This is a genomic window from Sporosarcina sp. P34, assembly GCF_002743375.1.
GTDB lineage: Bacteria > Bacillota > Bacilli > Bacillales_A > Planococcaceae > Sporosarcina.
On sequence record NZ_PDZC01000009.1, the window covers coordinates 1 to 20,789 of the forward strand.

Here is a 20,789-nt window from a genome sequence, read left to right on the forward strand (position 1 = left end):
ATCCTCCAGGAGTCGCCCCAACTTCCGCTTCCATCCTACGTGGATAGTAGGGGTATTTGAATCACTTACTGGAGGTGGTGTGTTAATTATTATTGGTTTTGAACATGGTTAAGTTCAAAACCAAGTGCTTTGGAGTGGTGAGTGAATTTGTTTGTGTGAAGGGATGGAAGTGTGAGTATTTAGATCACTCACTGTAGGTTGTATGAGACTAATTGTTTTATTTTAACTTATTTAAGTTCAAGTTCAACGCCAATTACAAGACTAACTTCAATGCACGACAATAGGTAACTACCCTTACTTTGTAGGGATTGGTGCGTAGGAGGGGCGACTCCGAGAGGATCAGCGTGCGCCTTGAGACCCTGGACGTAGCGAAGCGAAGGAAGCGGCTCAAGCCACGCCCTCCGGAAAGCGTCCCCTCCGAAGCGCCAATCCCCTACCCCAACACCTCGTCAGCCTATTCTATATAATGCTGGCTATTGTTACGGAGAGAATCAGCCCGATTAATTGAGACAACTATAGGAGCGAAAGCCGTAACGAAGAACGGCTTTTGCGAGTAAAAGCGAAGCGTTAGGAGCATATCTTTGCACTTAGCGGACGAGGAAGCTCAAGCCATGCCCGCAGGAAAGCGTCCTACTCCGAAGCGCAAATCCCCACCCCAACACTACTGCCAGCCTACCCTTTCCATTAAAAAAACCACACCATATAAAACGGTGTGGTTGATGTATTCTATTAACGTACGCCTAGTGCAATCTTGGCATAGCGTGACATGTTGTCGCGGGACCATGGTGGATTCCAAATGATGTCTACCACTGCTTCCTTAACCTCTGGAAGTTCCATTAGCTCTTGCTCGATGTTCGCTACAATCTGTGGACCCATTGGGCAACCCATTGACGTCAGTGTCATTGTCACTTTCGCGACTCCTTCGTCTGACAACTCTGCATTGTAAACCAATCCAAGATTGACGATATCAATACCTAATTCAGGGTCGATGACGTTTTCCAACGCACCAAATAAATACTGCTTGATTTCTTCTTCTGTGTTCATCGGAATGCTCCTCTCTGCTGTGTAGTACTCTTATCTTACCAACATACTACCTCGCACGCAAATGCTGTGCAAGCCAATCGACTGATGCAAGCATTCCTGGACGTGAAACAGAGTGGCCTGCATTTTCGTCTGGCATCCACTTCAAAAGCTCTGGCTGATCTACGTAATCCTTTTGAATTTCCTCGTAAAATTCTTTCGTAAACTCAAATGGTACCATCGAATCTTGTTCTCCGTGCCAAATGAAAAGTGGACGCTGATGCAGTCTGCCTGGATTTTGTGATAGATCCACTTGGTCAAGGGCCGCGAATAGTTGTTCACGTTCTTCTTGAGACACGGGGATTTCCCTACCGCCACGCTCTGCGTAAGAAATTTGTCCTTTCGCTAAGCGCGTGAATGCAGGTGAACCCATCATGACGGAAGCTGCGTCGATCCAATCATAATTTGCAAGGCAACCGAATGTCGTAATTCCACCCATTGAAGTACCACCCATGCCGATTAATGTTTCGTCATCAATTAATTCTTTATTTACTAGTTCATCATGTAAAATATCTGCTTCTTTAATAGAGGTCAACACGATGTCCCAAAAGCTTAAGGCTAGTTGAAACTCATCAAGTGATTTTGAGCGTTCACCATGTAGTTTAGCTTCGGGTAATATCACACGAATCCCTTGTTTTGCTAGATTGTATGCATAGTGTAAATTATGTTCTTTTGCACTCGTAAATCCATGAAAAAATAGTACAACAGGAACGCGTTCTTTCTCTTTTGACTCTTCCACGATATGAAGTACCGGGATCTCTTGCCATTTTTCTGAACGAATAATCATGTCGATTCCTCTTTTCCTACAATCATTTACTGTTATGTTAGAATAGCAACAAGTAACAGATAAGACAATACCTTCGCCTTATCACTCATTTTTTTGACTTACTTACACGGTTAACGATAAACTATAAAGACATAACAATCTGAAAGTATTATTACTAGTAGGAGAGGATTTTTTTGAAACCACATTTGATTGTTTTAGATTTAGATGGAACATTATTGACGGATGAAAAAATCATTTCACCCAAAACAGAACAGACACTACGTAAGGCTGTTTCGCAAGGCCACCACGTTATGATTGCGACGGGTCGACCATACCGCGCTAGTGAAGTTTATTACCAGCAGCTTGATCTGACCACACCCATCGTCAACTTTAATGGAGCCTTTGTTCACCATCCTACCGATCGTTCATGGCAAACTATTCACGAAACGATTGCGTTGCCAGTCGTCAATGAAGTAGTAGATGCCATGCAGAACTTCCCAGTGAAAAATATCATAGCGGAAGTCATGGATGACGTCTATGCGCAGTATCATGATGAACGATTTTTAGACATTTTAAACTTTGGCAATCCACTCATCACCGCTGGAGATATTCGGAATTCATTAAAAACTGATCCAACTAGCTTGTTAATTCAAGCCGATTCGTTAACAGTTGATCCGATTCGACAGCATCTTGAAGACTTGCATGCAGAAGTCATCGATCATCGACGTTGGGGGACTCCATTTAACATCGTGGAAATAGTTCGTCACGGCCTCAATAAAGCAGTAGGCATTGACGCGGTGTCAAAATGGATGAACGTACCGAAAGAACGTATCATCGCATTCGGAGACGAAGACAATGATCTCGAAATGATTGATTATGCAGGAACAGGTGTCGCAATGGGGAATGCCATCGATCGTTTGAAATCCATTGCAGATGAAATAACCGACACGAATAATGAAGACGGAATTTCACGTATACTAGAAGAGCGATTATCCTTACAGAAAAACATCGTCGTATAAGGGGGAAAAGAAATGAAAATTTTTGCGGATAGCGCTTGTGATCTACCTTTAGACTTCTTTAAAGATAACGAAGTTGAACTATTCCCGTTAAGCGTTCTTCTAGACGGCAAAGAATACGAAGATATCGTCGAGATCCACTCCAAGGAAGTTTTCGATGCGATTCGCGAGGGACAACAACCCAAGACATCTCAAGCTTCACCTGATAAAATGATGACCAGCTGGAAAGATCTTGCGGCGTCCGGTGAAGACGGTATATACATCGCCTTCTCCTCCCAACTGTCAGGAACATACCAAACAGCGGTTATGACGAGTGACCTCGTAAAAGGAGACAATCCTTTCATGAACTTGGCAGTCATCGATACGCACTGCGCTTCACTCGGCTATGGTCTTCTCGTTAAGGAAGCCGTTCGTCTGCGCGACAAAGGTCTTGGCATGCGAGAAATTGAACAAGAAATTCGCACTATGGCGAGGCATATGGAACATCTATTCACAGTAGAAGACCTCGACTACTTAGCAAAAGGCGGTCGTGTATCTAAAGCAAGCGCATTTTTCGGTGGGTTGCTCAATATTAAACCATTGCTTCACGTAGAAGACGGAAAACTCGTTCCTATCGAAAAACATCGCGGACGCAAAAAAGTTCTACGTCGTATGATTGAAGTGATGGAAGAACGCGGCAGTAATCTTCAACAACAAACCATCGCGATCAGCCATGGCGATGACTTAACTACTGCCAAAGAGTTCCAGGAAATGATCCAAGAAGTCATTCAACCAAAAGCAATCGAAATCCACCAAATAGGCTCCGTCATCGGTTCACACGCCGGTCCCGGAACCATCGCCCTATTCTTCCTCAACCACACAAAAAACGAATAAAAAACAGCCTGCATACACCGCAGACTGTCTAGATCCCAAGATCCATTCCAAACTAGGAACTGATCTTGGGTTATCTTCTTTATGAAGTAACGCATGAAGTGTCATGTGCTAGCCTAGTTGATCGTAAGTGCAGAACGTCGATCAACGGAGCCTTACCCCTTACTTCTTCTCTCTAACAGTTTCCTCATTCCGACCCTGCTTGCCCTTCCGTATAACCATATACAAGAACAAGACAAACAGAACAACTACCATAATCGAAGCAATCAGATAAGGCGTATTAAATCCTTTATCCTCCTCGACGATATATACTTCCGCCAACTCACGGTCAAGAACGACGTGATATTTATTGTCCTTCGTCTCTTTGATCAAATCTTGACCAAGCACGCCGCGAAGTTTCTTATTTGGTCCAAGCTCAGAAGGATCAAGTTCTAAGCTTTGCACTTTCGATGTATTATTGAGCGCAATGATCCACTTCTCATCTTCAGAAGACCGTTCAAATACGACAAATCCATCTTTATTATGCAAAATCTTGAAATCACCTGTCCGAAGTGTTTCGGAATCATTTCGAAGAGTGTTTAGATCACCAATCCACTCATGTAACTCCATATCGGTTTTAAAGTTAAAGAACGGATGAGATTCCGGTGCTTCTTTACCATTCACGGCTATTTCCGTTGCGTAAGGAACTAGTGGAACTCCAGGAAGCATGAATTGTGCAACCGTTGCGACTTTCCAACGTGTCGGTGGGAATTGACGAAGTTCTACCATTTTATATGTAAAACGCGGTCCAGTTAAATCATCAAGCTGCAGTAATTTGCCTGCATTGTCATTACTAAACTGATCCAATGAAGAAGTATCTGGATCAACTTTCACAAATGATTCTTGAATTGCAGCACTTTGCTTTTCAGCCGGTACACTGTCAAATGACGCATCACTCTGCTCATTTGTAATCACGTATAACCCGTTGTTCGCATCCTTCACAGCTTCAATCATATTGTTTAGGAACGCCGTATTCGCATTGTGAAGTAATGTCAAACGAAGCCCGTCCAACTCATAATCAGAAACAAATTGTACAGCAGCATCCGTCAGTTCTTGCTGTACAGCAGGATCGCTGACGTCACCTACTAAAGGAAAATCCGCCATAACTTTTAAATCGTGCGCATGCATCTCTTCAATTAAAGCGATGAACTCTTCCGCTGTACCGAAGTGCGGTTCAATCTCGTCATAATCAAGAACTTCATTTCCATCATATGATGCTGTTTTGAAAACCGGTCCGACAGATATCATCGTAAAGTGCATGTCGATCAAATGTTGCAATCGATTGCTGATTCCGGCAAAGTCTCCCCCGTTAAATGCAGCTGGATCTTGTGCGTTGACGTCGAAATCATTCGATTCGACCCCATTATTGAAACGGTCGACAAGTAAATCATAGATACTTTCGTCGCTAAAAGCCCGGTCAGTATCTGCAAAAGCGGGTTGTGCTATCGAAAGGGCAAGCATACACGTTGCCAGTAGTCCGATTATTCGTTTCACTTTAGTATATCCTCCTCATACAAACTCTTCTTTTAGTTTATCAAACGGCTACAGACCATGCCATTCTTTCTCATAAAAACCTATGATGCGTTCTGTAAATACGGCAATCTTGTGAAAGTATAGTCCTGGAACCAAAAAAGCAGTGGAGGAAAAATCCCCCACTGCTTGCGCACATTAGTTATCGTCTTCAGCAAAGAAGTCCGGATCCCGTTGTTTACGCGCACTGACCAAAACGGAGACAGCAAACAGTGCCATCAGTAACAGGATCACAATCAAAAATATCCAGCCAACCTGTGTGGCCATTGGCTCATCTCCTATACTAGTCAGTCATTATTATGCGAAAAAGTTGAAACCTACCGGTAATTTGAAACCTATAAACATTGTTGCAAGTAATGCGATGATGAAGAGAATCCACATAAGACCTGTGTTCTTCCCTTTACTACCGCGAACCAGAACCATTTCCATAAATCCGATTGTCAAAATACCGAGGACAAATTTGATACCATATAGCATAGAATCAATACTCATATGCTTAAAGAAGAGCGCAGCTCCTGTGATGATGATCAATACATAGAACAGACGCAAAATCATATGTGTAATCTTTTTTCCTTTTGTTCCATTTGCCATGCTTGCGGCAACCAAAAAAAGTACAATGCCTACTACCCATGTGAAAATATGCATATGGGTTGTATCAGTTAAAAATCCCATTTCTTCCACCTCGTTATTTATCTAGTCGATTAATATCCTACCATATCTTTCAAACTACGACTATTCTGAAGCTTATTTCATAGACCTGACTATTATTCAAAGCGGTTAACTAGTGTACCAATGCCTTCGATGGACACCTTTACCGTATCGCCCTTTTTTAAGTAGGTCGGTGGTGTCATACCTTTACCAACACCAGCTGGCGTACCTGTCAAGATGACATCACCTGGCTCTAATGTGACATACTTAGAAATTTCAGCGATCAACTCATCAATTTTGAAAATCATATTGGATGTATTGCCGTTTTGGCGCACTTCGTCATTCACTTTCGTTACGACTGATAAATTTTGCGGATTGGGAATTTCGTCTTTCGTCACCACATAAGGACCCATCGGACAAGAATCGTCTAAACTCTTTCCTAGGAAGAACTGTTTGTGCTCCGTTTGAATATTGCGCGCTGTAATATCATTACCAATTGTGTAACCAAACACGTAATCATACGCTAGTTGCTTAGGAATGTTTTTGCCTGTCTTACTTATAACGACAGCCAATTCCCCTTCATAATCCAATGAATCCGTCACGTCACTATGGATCGATAATGTTTGCTCGTCTCCCGCGATAGATGTTGGAGACTTGGTGAATAGCATTAATTTCTCAGGTACTTTGGATCCAAGTTCCTCTGCATGGTCAAGATAGTTCTTCCCAACACACAAGACATTTTTCGGTGTGCGTGGAATTGGAGACAACCATTCGATGTCAGTGAACGCATGCTTGAACTGCTCTACATTGCCTTCGACTTCAGTTTTCTCTACCAATTTTCGAACTTCTTCCACAAAATCCATCCCATGTGAAACGCCTTCAATCATCGTTTTAGGGAAATCCGTTTGTTCCAAAGCTTCCGCCATAGCGAGTAAATCCCATACAGCTTCCTCACGTTTAACTTTTGGTCCGAATAAAGTCTGTCCCTCGTAACGGAATGACAATAATTTCATTTGAATACCCAACCCTTTCCATGTGAATTCACATATTCCTATGTTACGACAAAATCTACTTTTTTTCCTCTTTAACGACGAAATTCTTTCCGTAAGACCACTTCCGCCACACAGCTTCCAGTGGCCCCATTCGGAATTTCATCAACCATACCTGCGCGATAATGAGCTGAATCGCAAAAATCCCGATTGCCAGCCACGTGCCGGTCACTATATCTACTTTACCATACAGACCTACTCCATATGAATAAAATATCATCGTCGCAATGAGTGACTGCATAATATACGTCGTAAACGCCATTCTTCCTACATTTGCAAACGGTTGCGTCAGTCTTTTTAAAAATGGAATTTGAAACAGCAATAAAAATACTGCTGCGTAGCCAAGCGTCAGTATGGGTCCACCCACTATGGATTGAATAAGTAAGACATTCTCAAATTTCGGACCGTCCCAACTTGGAATGTTTTTCAGGGTTACGCCAGTCGGAATGAATACTAGCATCGCAAGAAATAACTTCCCTTTCAACGCATACATACGCTCGATCACCTTAAATTTCGATAACGCTGCACCGAACATAATCAAAGGCAATATGATAAAGACTGCTGTAATCGACCCAATGATTTCAAAAGTAAAGAATTCATTCAAACGGAAAGCGAAGATCTCGCTGAACGTCCCGCTTCCATAAGAGGAAATCGCCCGTTCGATCTGTTGTGTGTCCACGAATCCATCCAATAGACTCGAAGTGGATTTACTGCGGGTCAGCGCCAATATACCGTACAACAATAGCGTTGGCACAAAATAGATTACGAGTGAAAGTGTCAACAACCACTTTTTTGGAATACGGATCACCGCAATCATAATGAACCCCATCAACGCATAGGTGAACAAAATATCCCCTGACCAAATGAGCAACGCATGCAGCACGCCAAAAATTAGTAAAATCCCCATACGGCGTGCCATGAATGGCGCGAACTGTGTATGATTCCTCCATGATTTCTCATACTGCATATTCACGCCATAGCCAAATAACATGGCGAATAGCGGGTAGAAACTCGCTTCTATAAACACATCGATAAAATGAAACATCGACTGCTCATGCGGAATGGTATACCACGAATACGGATCCATATACGCATACGGTGAGTGGAAATGGAGCATATTCGCAATCAATATCCCGAGTAACGCAATACCTCTCAAATAATCGAGGGCTTCCACTCGTTCTGTTAAAGATGTTGGAGTCAACTTCAAACAAATTCCTCCTGTAAGCGAATCATTTTTGCACCACTGAATAAGTACAGCACCATTTCTTTAATTTCGATGGAAAGAATGGATTCCAACACATTCTTATACAAATTTAACTGAGTGCCATACCGAACTTGCATTTCTTTTTCAATTGCCGAATCGGAACGAAACTTACTGACATCGTCCGTTTTATAATCCACGAGTACCCACTCGCCGTTTTCATGAAATAGACAGTCGGCAATACCTTGCAGCAACTGAAATTCCCCTTCAACAGCAGGTAGCGCATAAGTAAACGGCATTTCACGCAACACCTCATCAGCTTGCTTCATCCGTTCGCCTAGTGACGTCTCGAAAAATGCTACAATCGCCTGAATGTCAATCGCCGCTGCTTCTTCTTTCGTCAGCAGTTCACGTGTTTCGAGTTGCTTGACAAAGTTTCTGGCACTCACTTGATCCAATTTCTCTTTCAAATCCAGATGCTGCATGACGGTATGCATCGCGGTTCCAATTTCCGCTTTCGTCAATGAACGTTTCTGTAAAAACGATGGTCGTGCATGAAGGTTTGAGATGCGTTTCGTGGCGCCTTGTTCCATTTCTTCAAACGGATCCGCATCTCCTCGTTCTAACTCAAGCAACGCAATCCGCTTCAACTCACTGACGGATTGCTTAGAAGATAATTCCACCGCAAATTCAAACGGGTACTGCGCATCAAAACGGCTTCGCACTTCTTCCACCAACACCGGATCCGCCATGGCATTTTCCTGATCGACAGGAATCCAGTCCTCGATCTCCACTTCATTCGTCTGATGAAAAGCCGAAAATGGCAAGGCATTGACTTCCCATGACGACGAATCCGCAAGTAGTTCTCCGCCTGTCATCTTACCAAACTTACCAAAATCCATATGACGTGCAACAGCTGGGCCTATCCAGTCGAGGTAACCGGTTGCCCGTGAACGTGTGTATTCCGGCAATGGATCCTCTTCATCCAATAACTGTGCTTCTTGCCACTTGTTTATCGTCTTTTCGATGTCTTTAACGGAGGCAATCAATTCCAAATGCTCTTTAGCACGTGTCATGGCTACGTAGAGTACGCGCATTTCTTCTGCTCGCATCTCTAGCTCCTTTTTCTCTTTGATCGCTAGAAACGGTAGTGACGTGAACGTAATCCGTTTTTCCGGATCGATCGCTTTGACGGCGAGACCGAAATGCTGATCGAACAAATACGGATTGTGGAAATCCATTTTATTAAACGGACGTCCCATTCCCGCTAAAAATACATACGGGAACTCTAGACCTTTCGATGAATGAATGGTCATGATCCGCACGACGTTTTCCTTTTCACTCATGAACCGCGCTTCCCCGAGATCGTCTCCGCGTTTACGCATGCGGTCGATAAATCGAAGGAAGCGGAACAATCCACGGAACGACGTCTTCTCATAGGCCATCGCACGGTCATGTAATGCACGTAGATTCGCTTGACGTTGTTTACCGTTCGGCAAAATCCCGACCATTTCGTAATAATGCGTATCTTGATATACTTGCCAGATCAATTCGGATAAGGAACCGTGCCGCGCCATATTCCGCCAGTCTTCAAGTAATAGGAAAAAGCGTTGAAGCTTTTGCTGAGTAGCAGGATTCACTCCCGCACCACCGGTCTGCATGAATACTTGCAGTGCTTCATAAAACGTCGCATTGCGATTGACGAGGCGAATTTGCGCGAGTTCATTTTCGGTCATGCCAACAAATGGCGCACGCAACACCGACACGAGCGGAATGTCTTGGTACGGATTATCGATGACACGCAATGTATTCAGCATAATCATCACTTCAATTGCGTCAAAATAGCCTGAAGATAAAGATACATAGACAGGAATCCCAGCGGCCTTTAATTCATCCGCAATTTCACTCGACCACGTCATCGAACGCATGAGGATGACAATATCACGGTATTCAAGCGGACGTTGTGTACCACTGAAGGCATCCGCTACTTGCGCCTGTTGATCTTTCCATGCCTTGATCTTCTGTGCAATACACCGTGCTTCCACTTGGGATTTCTTCAGCTCTTGCTGGGCTTCTTGCTCTTGCGACATGTCCTCCTCTTCATTCTCATACAAAATCGTCAAGCCCGCCGATACGTCTTTTTCGGGATATTGCGCACCGTATTTTAACGCGGCGGCGTCATCATACTCTATTTCTCCCACTCGCGTTCCCATGATCTGCCTGAAAATAAAATTCGTTGCATCAAGCACTTCTTTACGGCTTCGGAAGTTGGCATTCAAGTCAATTTTCAATCCTTGATCCCCTATATCTGATGTAAAGCGATCATACTTCCCTAAAAATAAACCTGGTTCTGCCAAACGGAATCGATATATTGATTGTTTGACGTCCCCTACCATAAATAAATTGCCATCTACTTCTCCGCCTTGCTTTACTAACTGCAAAATAGCTTCTTGTAAGAAGTTCGTATCTTGATACTCGTCCACCAATACTTCCGCAAATCGATTGCGGTAATCGTTCGCAATATCAGAAGGTACTCGCTCCCCGTCGACTTCTTCGGATAAGATCTGTAACGCATAATGTTCGAGATCCGAGAAATCCACTAAGCCGCGCTCTTCTTTTAACACTTGGTAACGCGTCGCAAAATCTTCTACCAATCCGACGAGCGTGTGCATAAGTGGCGCCATTAAACGAATTTCTTCTAATAATCTGGCAGGTGTGCGAGTAAAGTACGTATCTTTTAATGCAGTGACCATTTTCTTCACTTGATCACGCATCGTCTTACCACGCGTAGCCAAGTCTTCGTCACATGTACCTTTACGAATCGTACCTGCTTTGACCCACTTCAACGTCTGGAAATACGCAAAGGCATCTTCCCACTTCCCGTGAAGCATATAATTTAGCGCTCCGTCAATCCAGGCTTCATCAGCTTTCGCGGTTTCAAGCAACGGCAACGGGCCGTCGTTCATTTCTGCTACTCGCTGCAAATCGCGTGCTACCGTCTTAGCTTCTTCAAGCGTATGCTGGATTGATACTTTCAGCGAATCGATGAACGACAATTCATCAATCGTCGCATCCTCCCCAATTTCATATTGCTGTGGAATGAGCTCTAGCCACTGCGATGGATTCGGATGTACACGGGAATAATCATAGAGCTTATCAATCAGCGTCTCGATCGCCTGATCATTCCGGTCTGACGTGAAACTATCACTCAGACGATAAATCGCTTCCGGATCGGGCTGACTGTAGGCATCTTCCAACACAAGTGCAATCGTGTCATCACGTAAAATCGCCGCCTCTGTTGCATCGGCAATACGGAATCCAGGATCTATATCCAGTACATAGGAATACTGTCGAACGACTTGCAGACAAAATGAATGCAACGATGAAATCTGTGCTTTATTCAATAAATTCAATTGTCTGCGCAAATGGACGGAAGAAGGATCCTTGACGATTGCTTCTTCGAGCGCACTAGCCATACGGTGACGCATTTCGGCAGCCGCCGCATTTGTAAACGTCACAACGAGTAGCTGATCTACGTCTATCGGATTTTCTGTGTTCAATACTTTTTCAATCATCCGCGTGATGAGGACTTTCGTTTTCCCTGAACCTGCTGCAGCAGATACGAGAATATCTGTACCGGATGCATGGATTGCTTTCCATTGATCATCCGTAAATGTCTCATGTGGCGGCTTATCTGGAATTCGCATCTGGATCGATCTCCTTCCTCATCATGTCTAGTGATTCTTCCGGCTTATAGGCCGAATAGTTCCGTGCAGGCTGTGTCGGATCCGTACGATCAAACTGACAAATTGACTGATACGAACAGAACGTGCACGGCATATGTTCTTTTAGGCGGTACGGGTAGACACGTGTATCACCTGACAGCATGCCGTCTCCTGCCTGCTGATGTTTCTTGCGGACAAATGAACGCAAAATATTAATATCTTCAGGTGGTACGACTTTTGAATTCGAATAAAACGAGCCGTCTTTCTTCAAGCGTGCCGGAATAATTAACGACTCACTTTCGATATGATCATCCATCGCCAGTGCAACGTCCGCATCTTCCACTATATAGCCTTGCATTTTATAAGATTTTAATAGCTCTTTTTCCACAGCATCTTCGTTTAACTCTTTTGTCAAACGCAACATCGGATTGTGAACATACATATAAAGTACACCTGCGGGATTTGCGTAAACACCGAGCCAATCTTCCGCATGCTCGAGTGCAACATCTAGATACGTCAGCATTTGTAGCGATAAGCCATAATACACTTCAGTCAAATCAAGTGCACGGGCCGACGATTTGTAATCGACTACTCGCAGATACGTCTGATCGTCTTTTTTCATCGTATCGATTCGGTCGATTCGTCCTCTAATATGCATCTGTTGACCATTTTTCAAATTGATTTCAAGTGGTGCGATTTCTTCATTCGGACCAAAACCTGCCTCGATCGCAATCGGCGTAAAGCTTGAATTACGCGCCTGCGACTGTAGTGCACGGATCGTCCGTTGAATAATTTGCATCAACTTTCGTTGAATATATGCATAGCGTGGACTCGACAATAAAATTCTATGGAAGAACTTCGGCGCTAGTGCATCGATCGCTTCACGGCCTAACTGCCAGCACTGTTCTTTCGTCAACGCAGCCCAAGACAAACCTTGGCGCATGACTTCGTCAGATACCCATTTCAATGCCGCATGGAATAAATCCCCGATATCCGGTGCTTCCAACTGGAATTCAAAACGCTCTTGCAAATTCAGACCATATGTCGTGAAATGTTGGAACGGACAACTGTAATACGATTCTATCCTGGATACACTCGTTGTAAAGGACGAACCATATAAACCTGTCGTCAGTTCGGTATCGAGCAACTCGGTCTTCTGTCGCTTCAATGCAGGTTGAACGATGGACTCTATAACTGAAGACCACAGTGGATCTTCTTTATAATACGCTAGAACCGCTTGCCATTCAGGTGCGATTTCTTCCTGTGTTGAAGCTTGGCGCATCATACGGATTGCATAGGACAGCGCCACTTCGGGGTGTTCGATATACGTTAGCTTGTCCACAACCTCAGATAATTCCGTTGGTTCCATAACGGCGATCTCCGTTGGTATATTCGATACAATTTGCCTTAATCTAGGAATGTAAAGTGAAGGAATCAATGCTTTCCCTTCTTCATCCGCAATGGGATAGCTGACTGTCAAACGCGCACTCGCTCCGGTAAACGCTCGATACGCCATATACGATTCGCGCATGAGCTGAAGTTTGGTCGTAGGTGCGAGAGTCATGCCGATTTCACTAAACAACTCTCGGTCACTGTCCGAAAGTAACCCTTCATGATCATTACGCAAAGGCAATATCCCTTCATTCGCACCGAGTACAAACACCGCTTCAACATCCATCGCATTGAATAACTCTATCGTTGTCACAGTTACTTGATCGAGCGAAGGCGGAATCAATTTGAATTCTAGCGTATCGAATCCTTCATCCAATATTTTAATGGCTTCGGCAATCGGCAGTTCTTTCTCCCCGAACATCAGCACAAACTGATCCAGCACATTAATCCAACTCGTCCACGCTTGTTCATGTTCCGCTGCTGCTTGCAAACGATTTATTGTATGTTCCGTTTGCTGCAACTCTATTATTTTATCGTAAATACGAAGAGATTCTATTGTGTAAAACAGCGCTTCTGCCACGTCTTGACCGGTACGAGCAGCCGTTAACTTCTGCTGTAACTGCTCAATCGGTTCGCGAATCATATCGCGTGTCTCAGCAAACTCTGCTTGGGTTGCGAGTTCTTCATCTGTCTGTACGGTACGGACTTTTTCCAGACCCCTATAGCGACTAACCTTCCAACGCTCTTCATCTTGCCAACGGGATTTACCATGAATTCCTTTAGCCAGTACGAAATTCTCCAAACGGTCTGCCCGCTCTCTCCACACTTGTTTGCTTTCATTGATCGGGAAGAACAAATCCGTCTTCACTGCCCTGAACACTGCTTCATACGACCAATCTGTGCGCACCGCTTCAAGCAATGAACGCACAAATTCAATCAACGGATGATGAAGCATCGGTTTCTTTTGACTAATGAACACGGGAATATCATATTGCGTGAAGATATTCTGGATCAATTCGTTATACACATCCGGTTGACGATGGACAACTGTCATCCCTCGGTAACGCTTGCCTTCACGCATCATCTTGCGAATCGAACGCGCCACGGCATGAACTTCCGCACGGCGATTCGACGCTTCGATTAGTTGAATCGCGCCTTCTGATTCAAACGATTCAGGAGGATAGCGATCAAACTGCTCTTCCAAATGCGCCAATTCTTGACTGGAAAAGCGTTGCAACTCTGTCAAATGAATGCGTTCTTCACGATCGACTGACTCACTATAGGCCAGCTGCTGAAGCGTTTCGTACTGTTGCTGTGCTGTATGAAATAATTCATGCTCGCCGGTATGCACTTTTTCTTCCATTGGTAACACGACTGTAACGCGTTTCGTATATTTCATTAATTGAGTAATAATCGTGTATTCCTGTGTCGTGAAATCACCGAATCCATCGATGTAGATCGACGCATCCTGCAACCATTCCGAATGCGCTAATTGTTCAGCTAACGCATTGAGTTGCCCTTCACTGTCCATATACGTCGTTCCAAGACGTTCTTCTATTTTCTCAAGCAACAAGTGCAAATCATGCGCTTTATCTTGCAAAATGCGAGGAGCTTGCTGATCGGCAAGCGAAGTCATCAATTCGGAAAATGCTTGTTGATCGATACAATACTTACTGAATTCCTTCATGATGTCACTAATTTGCTCAGCGAACCCGTGCTTCGAAGCAGCTTGCTTAAATAGCTTGAACGATTCCTTATTGTCTTCTAGCACACTGCGTACAAGCATGCGATATCCGAAGCTATCCACCTCTTCCCGTGTGATGCCGCCGACTTCTTGCAACACCCGCCATGCAAGACGTTTAAATGTAAGTACTTGCGCGCGAATCATACCAGTCATTCCAGACTTGACGGATAAACTGTATTCCATCGAGTAAGATAGTTGATCGGGTACGATAACCACAATGGGAGCCCCCATCGGACGTTGCTTCAGCTCTTGTGCAATTTCTCGTTCAATAAAAGTAGTCTTTCCTGTCCCGGAGCGACCTGTAATAAAGCGCAGTGACATAGTACTCTCCCCTTTCGTTGGAAGTTGAATTTATACAAGTTCATTTAATCAGTTAGTAAGTAGCTTTTGTGGTTCTGCATGTGTTTTTCTATTTGCAGTTGGTCAGGAATTTGTTGTTTTGCTGACCGTGTTAGTAGAGATTTCATTGTCCCACTTTGTCGCTCGTGGAGGCACCTTCGTAAATAACATTGTAGCGCAGGTACGTCACAACAATCAGAACCACAAACTAGTTGATCGTAAGTGGAAGGCGGCGACTCCCGGAGGATCAGCGTGCGCCTTGAGACCCTGGACTGAACGAAGTGAGGGAAGCGGCTCAAGCCACGCCCTCGGGAAAGCGTCCGCCTGGAACGTCGATCAACGGTGCCATTCCACTTTCCATCTTCCCTATTTCAGAAAGAAAAAAATCCCTATCGCTCTTTCTTCCATTGTACCGAAAGAAAAGAGAGACAGGAACCGTTAACCGTTATTCTTTTTTAGGATCACCATGCACACTAGAAAAACTCCTGAAATCTTCTTCGACTTTCCGCGTCAACCTGCGCTCAAACCATTTCCCCACCAACCACAGCAAGAAAATCACAACAAACATAATCAACGTCCGAATCGGCTGCGTAATGAGCGCTCGCACATCATACCCAATAAACGTAATCATCATAATCATCACCAACTTACCAAGCATCAACACGAACAAATAATTCTTCTTATTCATATTCGACAAGCCCGCCACGAGATTCACCAAAGCAGAAGGCGTAAACGGAAAACAAATTAAGACAAACAACGGACCAAAACCATTACGCTCGACCCATTGAATTAACTGTTGCACCTTTTTAGGACGGGTCAGAAACGAGAAGAACTTACTGCCGCCAAATCGCCGGACGAGCAAGAACACCACATACGAACCCGCTACCGTTCCAGCCCAGGAAAGCACAAAGCCTAGCCAAAAACCGAATGCGATAGCATTGGCGATAACAAATACGAAAAGTGGCAGAAATGGAAGGAATGCTTCCAAAAACGTTGGAATGAATCCCATGAAAAAACCTAGTGCTTCATACTGTTCTGCCAAATCCTCCACTTTATCAATTGATAGCCATTCATTCATCGCCAACACCCTCACTGATTTTCATAGTTTTTCGTCATAACGCTGTAGAATTTGTTGAATTATAGTATACTAGCACCAAGATTGGTAAAAGAAAGATGGGCTGCCTAGTGAATACAACCTTTTTTCATGGCCTGAAAGCAGGATCGAGCATTGCCATTGGCTATTTTCCCGTTGCACTGACATTTGGACTGCTCGCCAAAACGACTGGCCTCACGATTATCGAAGCAACCGCAATGAGCATATTCGTTTACGCGGGAGCCGCTCAATATATGTCACTTAGCTTACTTGCGACCGGTGTTGCACCGTGGCTCATCGTGACGAATACGTTTATCGTCAATATTAGGCACTTTCTCATGACGGCTGCGCTAAGTGAAAAAGTGGAACCTGCGCCTAAATGGAAAAAAGCGATCTATGCATTTGGAATCACTGATGAAACCTTTTCTGTTCTGGCTACGCAGAAGAGTCGACAAGTCACGACCGCCTTTACATTTGGCGTTGCCTTGATTGCCTATAGTAGTTGGGTGGTCTTTACAGCAGTTGGTCACGTCATCGGAGCCAACTTACCACAATTTCTACAAAAGGCGATGTCCGTTGCGCTCTATGCGATGTTCATTGGCTTGCTCGTACCATCCATGAAAGGCAATCGCAAAGTGGTGTTGCTTGCGGTAATTGCAGCAGTCATTCACTGCGCATTGTATTACACGCAGTTACTCTCTACCGGATGGTCGATCTTGGTCGCGACGCTCGCCTCCGCTATATTGGTTGAGATTCTTTATGTAAAGAGTAATAAGAACGTCGAACGCTTTACTACACGGAAGGAGGCAAACTGATGGGATCTATGTATTGGTGGATGTTGCTCGGCATGGCCGTTGCTACATATGTGCCCCGAATGATACCGTTGACCATTCTCGACGGCAAGGAATTGCCGCCAATTGTCAGCGGTGTGTTGCGCAATATTCCATATGCAGTGCTCGGTGCACTTATTTTCCCGGCTATTTTACATATCCAAGATGATATTCTTTTCGGTGTAATAGGCGCGATCACAGCGTTTACACTAGCTTTCCTCGGTCTCGACGTCATGTTTGTCGTGATTGGTACCATTGCAGCGCTCGCCGTGTACAGTTTATTTTAACTCTTAGTCTCACTATTCCCCAGTGTGGCGACAATTAAAACAGGTACTAGCTAGTATCTGAGACAAAAAAAGCGGTTTTCAAAGCAAATATGCTCTTTGAAAACCGCTTTTTCACTCCTCGGTTTGATTCAGTCGCGCATTCTTCACCATGCGCGATGCAAACCAAAAACCTACCGTCAACGACACCGCATCCGCTACATATAACATCCAGTTATGCGTATAGCCCGCATAGACCGATGCTGCGATCAGCGACAATGTCAAGATTAATCCAACGACGTGATGAAATGTCACGCGCGTAAAAAATACAACTAAAATCCCTGGCAACAACATCGCAAATAGTAACTTCGTGTCGAAATCATGCATATTGTTCTCCCCTTTTAACGCACAACCACAATACCTAGACGGAAGTGGTCATGACGGAACAGCACTTGTTGCTTTAGACGGACCTCTTGATCACGGCCGATGACTTGTAAACGACAGTGCGCGGCATTGACTTGGATCGCATCATATAATTCATCTTCATTATGGATCGAGATGCCGTTTACCGACTTGATCAAATCACCCGGTACTATGCCCATTTTCTCTGCTGGTGAATCGCTAAGAACCGCTACTACATACACACCTTCTGTTTGAGGCACTAATAACACTTGTTTATTGCGTTCTGACAGTGAAATCACAGCACTCAACAAGATGCGGCATAGAACCCCAGCGAGCAATGCTGCCCAACCAAGGACCGGCATCCAAATTGCACCAATACCTACTAATGCGACAGCTACACCGAGCCAAGCGATCGCTTTTCCCATTTTAGGAAGTAGCACGTCCGGGAACGTAGAACGAATCCACTGCGAGAATCCGATGACTACAGGCACCGGAATGAATGAAAATTGCTCTGCGCCTAGTGTGAATTGCGGCCAGTACGGAGCAAATTCTGCTACCATATGTCCAGGTACTATAAATACTACTGGCACGAGCCATAGTAGCTTCGACTGATAAATTGCACCACGCATTCCGCGCTGAGTCGGAACGAACGATGGAGACGTATGACGCGCCGCATGACGACGAACCAATAAGCCTTCCGAAATTAACAACAATCCTGCAATAATCGGTACCGTAATCGCTAATGTACCGAAGAAGTCCAAGTCTTCCTGAACAAACCACGTACCGATTGAAAAATCTCCTGCAAAACGATCCAATGCCCACAGCGCAAAAAACGCGAGAGTTACATAGTAGATCGGTGAGGCTAGTTTATAGGAGAACGATACGATAACGAGCAACATGATAACGGATAAAATAATGATCCAGTTAAAATCGACGATCAATCCAACGCCAGCGATCAAAATCGATAGAACTAGACCGTGCAACCAACCTACTGAAATAGCGTGTTTCATTTCAGTGGAACTTTTGTTTATGCCCACATTGAAATCTGTTCGCTCGCGGCTTACGCGTTTACTGCCAAGCATATAGGCAGCCACTAAAGCGATTAGCCAGACGGGATTCAGAAAAAAGTACAGTACTGCATCTTTTAAATTAAGTAATAGTTCACTAGACATCTTCTGTCACCTTTCTCGCTTGTCTTTATAACTCTTTCCTTCATTGTACAAAAAAAGAAGGAAAATAGCGAGAGAGTTCTGAAGGAAGTTCCAATTTAAGCTACATTGCATAAAAAAAAGAGGCTGTTCGCGCGTGTCTTGTTTTTTAAGACCTTGCCGAACCGCCTCTGCTATTATTTTTCCAGTTTATTGACGAGGAAATCGACCGCCATACGCAACTGTTTGTCGTTCTTTGGCTCAGCCCGATATTCTTCTGCAGCCGTTTTTAATGCTGTGAAGAATTCTCTGTCCATATCATAGCCTTCTTTAATTTCATACTCCGCTCGGAATGCATGTACCGCTTCTGCTGTTTCGCGATCGAAATAGCCATCCGTTCTACCTGGACGATGATCAAATGCTTTGAGCATGCGTTGCGCATACGCCACTTGGTCATTGAAATGCCCTTCTTTCATAGTATCCGTCACCATCTGCAAATGCTCTGTGAATAAAGCATTCTGTTTTACTTCAATATCTGCTGTGACCCCTTTGCCATGAATCCACTTTTCTTTAGGCGTCAACCATTTACTCGTGGATAGCTTCAATTCTCCACCATTAGATAATTCCATCGTTTCTTGTACGGTTCCTTTGCCAAAACTTGTCGTGCCGATGATCTCCCCACGTTTCAAGTCTTTGATCGCTGCACTCAACACTTCACTCGCTGATGCGCTGCCTACATCCTGTACGATCACAATCGGAATGTGTTTCAAGCGTTCATTAAATGTAAGCTTGTCGTCCTTCTCCGTCGACACTGGCGTTAAATTCCCTTTTGCATCTTGCATCACGACGAACGTTCGATCTTCCTCCAATAGACTACTGGAAATTTCGGATACAGCCGTCAAATAGCCGCCCGGATTCCCGCGCACATCGATGATGATAGCTTGGGCACCTTTTTTGAGGACGTCAGACGTAGCCTTTTGCCATTCTTTTGCTGTCTCTTCACCAAACATGCTTAGCGCTATGTACCCGAGCTTAGCATCGCGTTCTTTAATCAGCTCATGCGACACAGAAACCACAGGCATGTGATCGCGTGTGATGGTATATTCCATATGCTTATCCGCTTCCGGTCGGAAAATAGTCAACTTCACTTCCGTCCCTTTTTCACCCCGTATCATATTGACTACGTCGCGTAATGTTTCATTGGCCAATCGTTCTCCGTTGACACGCACAATTTCATCATAAGGCTGTAATCCCGCCTTTTCAGCTGGACCTCCTTTAATTGGCGCTACAACAATATACTTGCCGTTCGTCCGTGTCATTTCCGCACCAATTCCTACACGTGATCCTGCGAGTGATTCCCGGTGAGACTCCGCTTCCTGTTCAGTCAAATACGTCGAATACGGGTCACCGATTGTATCGGTCATCCCACGCAACGCCCCTTCAATCAGCTCGTCCTTCTTGACTGGGTAAACGGCTCGCTCTTGAATCTTTTCAAATACCTCATCGACTACGGGTAACTTACTGACCGACTCATTCTTTGCAGCTTCTTGCTTCCCGCAGCCATTTAGCCATATGGCACCGATCAGTAATAATACCCCCACCAAAAAAAGCCTGCTCTTACGCATCCATAACCTCCTCCTCTCTTCACTATATG

Annotated in this window: 17 protein-coding genes; 4 read left to right on the forward strand and 13 right to left on the reverse strand. The window is 44.4% G+C overall.

Annotated elements, in window-relative coordinates; all coding sequences use genetic code 11:
- Window positions 1-729 precede the first annotated feature (729 nt).
- Window positions 730-1,044 (reverse strand): metal-sulfur cluster assembly factor, encoded by a 315-nt coding sequence (locus CSV63_RS12590; protein ID WP_099696123.1) that lies wholly within the window; start codon window positions 1,042-1,044, stop codon window positions 730-732.
- A gap of 46 nt (window positions 1,045-1,090) precedes the next feature.
- A complete protein-coding gene (locus CSV63_RS12595; RefSeq protein WP_099696124.1) occupies window positions 1,091-1,867 on the reverse strand; it encodes a prolyl oligopeptidase family serine peptidase in 777 nt (258 codons plus the stop codon).
- Window positions 1,868-2,040: 173 nt separating this feature from the next.
- Here CSV63_RS12595 and CSV63_RS12600 point away from each other — a divergent pair, with 173 nt between their 5' ends.
- Window positions 2,041-2,865 carry a Cof-type HAD-IIB family hydrolase gene (locus CSV63_RS12600; protein WP_099696125.1) on the forward strand — a complete coding sequence of 275 codons (825 nt, stop codon included), beginning with the start codon at window positions 2,041-2,043 and terminating at the stop codon, window positions 2,863-2,865.
- Window positions 2,866-2,877: 12 nt separating this feature from the next.
- On the forward strand, window positions 2,878-3,735 hold the full coding sequence (locus CSV63_RS12605) for a DegV family protein (protein ID WP_099696126.1): 858 nt from the start codon (window positions 2,878-2,880) through the stop codon (window positions 3,733-3,735).
- Window positions 3,736-3,894: 159 nt separating this feature from the next.
- Here the strand turns inward: CSV63_RS12605 and CSV63_RS12610 are convergent, their stop codons facing one another.
- The 8 genes from CSV63_RS12610 to CSV63_RS12640 form a co-directional block, all read right to left on the reverse strand.
- Window positions 3,895-5,265 (reverse strand): alpha-amylase family glycosyl hydrolase, encoded by a 1,371-nt coding sequence (locus tag CSV63_RS12610; RefSeq protein ID WP_099696127.1) that lies wholly within the window; start codon window positions 5,263-5,265, stop codon window positions 3,895-3,897.
- Window positions 5,266-5,439: 174 nt separating this feature from the next.
- Window positions 5,440-5,568 (reverse strand): hypothetical protein, encoded by a 129-nt coding sequence (locus tag CSV63_RS16910; protein WP_255407104.1) that lies wholly within the window; start codon window positions 5,566-5,568, stop codon window positions 5,440-5,442.
- 30 nt (window positions 5,569-5,598) lie between these two features.
- Window positions 5,599-5,973 (reverse strand): YisL family protein, encoded by a 375-nt coding sequence (locus tag CSV63_RS12615; RefSeq protein WP_099696128.1) that lies wholly within the window; start codon window positions 5,971-5,973, stop codon window positions 5,599-5,601.
- A gap of 92 nt (window positions 5,974-6,065) precedes the next feature.
- Window positions 6,066-6,962 (reverse strand): fumarylacetoacetate hydrolase family protein, encoded by an 897-nt coding sequence (locus CSV63_RS12620; RefSeq protein ID WP_099637514.1) that lies wholly within the window; start codon window positions 6,960-6,962, stop codon window positions 6,066-6,068.
- Between the two features lie 55 nt (window positions 6,963-7,017).
- Window positions 7,018-8,205 carry a DUF418 domain-containing protein gene (locus CSV63_RS12625; protein WP_233192091.1) on the reverse strand — a complete coding sequence of 396 codons (1,188 nt, stop codon included), beginning with the start codon at window positions 8,203-8,205 and terminating at the stop codon, window positions 7,018-7,020.
- On the reverse strand, window positions 8,202-11,906 hold the full coding sequence (addA, locus tag CSV63_RS12630; protein ID WP_099696129.1) for a helicase-exonuclease AddAB subunit AddA: 3,705 nt from the start codon (window positions 11,904-11,906) through the stop codon (window positions 8,202-8,204). The genes CSV63_RS12625 and addA overlap by 4 nt, the downstream gene beginning before the upstream one ends.
- On the reverse strand, window positions 11,890-15,381 hold the full coding sequence (addB, locus tag CSV63_RS12635) for a helicase-exonuclease AddAB subunit AddB (RefSeq protein ID WP_099696130.1): 3,492 nt from the start codon (window positions 15,379-15,381) through the stop codon (window positions 11,890-11,892). The genes addA and addB overlap by 17 nt, the downstream gene beginning before the upstream one ends.
- Window positions 15,382-15,844: 463 nt before the next feature.
- Window positions 15,845-16,477 carry a TVP38/TMEM64 family protein gene (locus tag CSV63_RS12640; protein WP_099696131.1) on the reverse strand — a complete coding sequence of 211 codons (633 nt, stop codon included), beginning with the start codon at window positions 16,475-16,477 and terminating at the stop codon, window positions 15,845-15,847.
- A gap of 107 nt (window positions 16,478-16,584) precedes the next feature.
- On the opposite strand from CSV63_RS12640, the gene CSV63_RS12645 reads away from it, so the two are divergent.
- Both CSV63_RS12645 and CSV63_RS12650 read left to right on the forward strand, forming a co-directional pair.
- Complete coding sequence (locus CSV63_RS12645; RefSeq protein WP_233192093.1) at window positions 16,585-17,307, forward strand: AzlC family ABC transporter permease; 723 nt, start codon at window positions 16,585-16,587, stop codon at window positions 17,305-17,307.
- A complete protein-coding gene (locus CSV63_RS12650) occupies window positions 17,307-17,609 on the forward strand; it encodes an AzlD domain-containing protein (RefSeq protein ID WP_099631055.1) in 303 nt (100 codons plus the stop codon). Before CSV63_RS12645 ends, CSV63_RS12650 begins: the two co-directional genes overlap by 1 nt.
- A 111-nt stretch (window positions 17,610-17,720) precedes the next feature.
- Here CSV63_RS12650 and CSV63_RS12655 read toward each other — a convergent pair whose 3' ends face one another.
- From CSV63_RS12655 to CSV63_RS12665, 3 genes are all read right to left on the reverse strand, one after another.
- The gene (locus CSV63_RS12655) at window positions 17,721-17,972 is read right to left on the reverse strand and encodes a CsbA family protein (protein ID WP_099631056.1); all 252 of its coding nucleotides are present in this window, start codon (window positions 17,970-17,972) and stop codon (window positions 17,721-17,723) included.
- A 14-nt stretch (window positions 17,973-17,986) separates the two neighbouring features.
- Window positions 17,987-19,159 carry a PDZ domain-containing protein gene (locus tag CSV63_RS12660; RefSeq protein ID WP_099696133.1) on the reverse strand — a complete coding sequence of 391 codons (1,173 nt, stop codon included), beginning with the start codon at window positions 19,157-19,159 and terminating at the stop codon, window positions 17,987-17,989.
- 173 nt (window positions 19,160-19,332) lie between these two features.
- Window positions 19,333-20,760: a S41 family peptidase gene (locus tag CSV63_RS12665; protein ID WP_099696134.1), complete on the reverse strand. Its 1,428-nt coding sequence runs from the start codon at window positions 20,758-20,760 to the stop codon at window positions 19,333-19,335.
- Window positions 20,761-20,789 lie beyond the last annotated feature (29 nt).